General features: G+C 61.7%; 3 protein-coding genes and 1 pseudogene. All 4 read left to right on the forward strand.

The window, feature by feature from the left end; genetic code table 11:
- On the forward strand, positions 1-1138 hold a 1138-nt coding region (locus tag EOA60_RS29430; protein WP_128312361.1), incomplete at its 5' end, for an imelysin family protein.
- A 109-nt stretch (positions 1139-1247) separates the two neighbouring features.
- On the forward strand, positions 1248-1559 hold the full coding sequence (locus EOA60_RS29435) for a (2Fe-2S)-binding protein (RefSeq protein ID WP_066996295.1): 312 nt from the start codon (positions 1248-1250) through the stop codon (positions 1557-1559).
- On the forward strand, positions 1525-2010 hold the full coding sequence (gene bfr / locus EOA60_RS29440) for a bacterioferritin (protein WP_066996298.1): 486 nt from the start codon (positions 1525-1527) through the stop codon (positions 2008-2010). The genes EOA60_RS29435 and bfr overlap by 35 nt, the downstream gene beginning before the upstream one ends.
- A 12-nt stretch (positions 2011-2022) precedes the next feature.
- Positions 2023-2288 (forward strand): annotated as a pseudogene (locus EOA60_RS38415) (thiol oxidoreductase); the annotation flags it as partial.

The following is a 2288-nucleotide window of genomic DNA, read 5'->3' on the forward strand; positions in this document are numbered from 1 at the left end:
GCTGATCACGGCTGAGGCGCTCGACAAGGCCGTCGACGCGCTTCTCGCCAAGCCCTCGGCAGAGACGCTCAACGCTGCACGCGACGCCTGGAAGGCGGCGCGCGTGCCTTACCAGCAGACCGAGGTCTACCGCTTCGGCAACAAGATCGTCGACGACTGGGAAGGCAAGGTGAATTCCTGGCCGCTGGACGAAGGCCTGATCGACTATGTCGCCAAGAGCTACGGCACCGAGTCGGACGAGAACTCGCTCTATACGGCGAACGTCATTGCGAACAAGGAGATCGAGATCAACGGCAAGAAGGTCGACGCCTCGAAGCTGACGCCGGAGTTCCTCTCAGGCACGCTGCAGGAAGCCGGCGGCGTCGAGGCCAATGTCGCGACCGGCTATCACGCCATCGAATTCCTGCTTTGGGGCCAGGACCTGCACGGGACCGGTCCAGGCGCCGGCGAGCGCCCGTACACCGACTACGATCTCAAGAACTGCACTGGCGGCAATTGCGACCGCCGCGCGGAATATCTGAAGTCGGCAAGCGGCCTTCTGGTCACCGACCTGCAGGAGATGGTCAACAACTGGAAGGAAGACGGCGCCGCCCGCAAGACCCTCGTCGATGGCGAGCCGAATGCCAGCATCTCCACCATCCTCACCGGCATGGGCTCGCTATCCTATGGCGAGCTGGCCGGCGAGCGCATGAAGCTCGGCCTTTTGCTGCACGACCCGGAGGAGGAGCAGGACTGCTTCTCCGACAACACCTACAACTCGCATCTCTATGATGCGATCGGCATCCGCGCCGCCTATCACGCCAACTATACGCGCCTCGACGGCACCGTGGTTTCCGGCCCGTCGGTGTCGGACATGGTGAAGGTGGCCGATTCTGCGATCGACAAGGAACTGTCGGACAAGCTCGATACTTCGGTCGCCAAGATGGAAGCGATCAAGACGCGGGCGCTGGCCGGCGAGGCCTATGACCAGCAGATCGCCGAAGGCAATGCGGAAGGCAACGCCACTGTGCAGGCGGCGATCGACGCGCTGATCGACCAGACCAAGTCGATCGAACGCGCGGTCGGCTCGCTCAAGCTCAATGCCATCGCCTTCGAGGGCTCCGACAGCCTTGATGCTCCGGACAAGGTGTTCAAGTAGCACCCGAGCATGATCCCAAAAAGTGGAAGCCGGTTTTTGGACAAGATCATGCTCAATTGAGAAACAAGCCAAACGGCGCCGGAACAGCGCCGCTAGCCAGAGCAAGTGAATGCTGATCTGCCATTGCAACATCATCACCGAGAAGGAGATCGAGCAGACGATCATTGGTCTGCTGGATGAAGATCCCTGGCAGCTTATCGTGCCGGCCAAGGTCTATCATGCCATGCGCAAGCGCGGCCGCTGTTGCGGCTGCTTTCCAAATGTGGTGGAAACGATCATTCGGGTCACCGAGAACTACCACGCCCGTTCAGAGGGGAGCGGCGCGGATATCGTTTCACACCTGGACCGCGTCAGAGGACTGCGCGGCCAATTCGGGAGCAGAACCCATGAAAGGCGAACCGCAGGTCATCGAGCGGCTTAACGAAGCCCTGTTTCTGGAGCTTGGTGCGGTCAATCAGTACTGGGTCCATTATCGTTTGCTCGAGGACTGGGGCTACACCAAGCTGGCGAAGAAGGAGCGGGCGGAATCGATCGAGGAAATGCATCACGCCGACCGGCTGGTTGCCCGTATCATCTTCCTCGAAGGCCATCCGAACCTGCAGTCGGTCGCGCCGTTGCGCATCGGCCAGAATGTGAAGGAGGTGCTCGAATCCGATCTCGCCGGCGAATATGACGCGCGCACCTCCTACAAGCGCTCGCGCGAGATTTGCCAGGATGCGGGCGACTACGTGTCGATGAAACTGTTTGAAGATCTGCTGACGGACGAGGAAGGCCACATCGACTTCCTGGAGAGTCAGCTCGACCTGCTCGCCTCGATCGGCGAGGAGAAATACGGCCAGCTCAACGCCGACTCGGCCAACGACGCGGAGTAAGGACATGCGGGAATGCGGCGCCCGATAGATTTTTCGCGCCGCTCGTGGCGGGCCGAGATAGCCGGCCTGCTGCTCCCGAGGAACCCGCGATACCGGATCTGGCGCGGTGCCACGCTCCTGCTGGCAATCACGCTTTCTGCTCCCGCCATGGCGGGCGAGCCGGCGGGTCTGCCGACGAGCCGCACAGATCTGACGCCGGGGGATCAGGCGCGGGTGCTGGCGGTCACCAAGCCTACGACCGACTTTACAAAGCCCGAACCGTTCGAGCTGATGCAGGG

Origin of the sequence: Mesorhizobium sp. M1A.F.Ca.IN.020.06.1.1 (genome assembly GCF_004023265.1) — a bacterium.
In the GTDB taxonomy this organism is placed as follows: domain Bacteria; phylum Pseudomonadota; class Alphaproteobacteria; order Rhizobiales; family Rhizobiaceae; genus Mesorhizobium.

Bases quoted from the DNA above. Each gene is read 5' to 3' on its own strand.
- EOA60_RS29435 (WP_066996295.1), top strand. From the start codon at position 1,248: ATGCTGATCTGCCATTGCAACATCATCACCGAGAAGGAGATCGAGCAG.
- bfr (WP_066996298.1), top strand. From the start codon at position 1,525: ATGAAAGGCGAACCGCAGGTCATCGAGCGGCTTAACGAAGCCCTGTTT.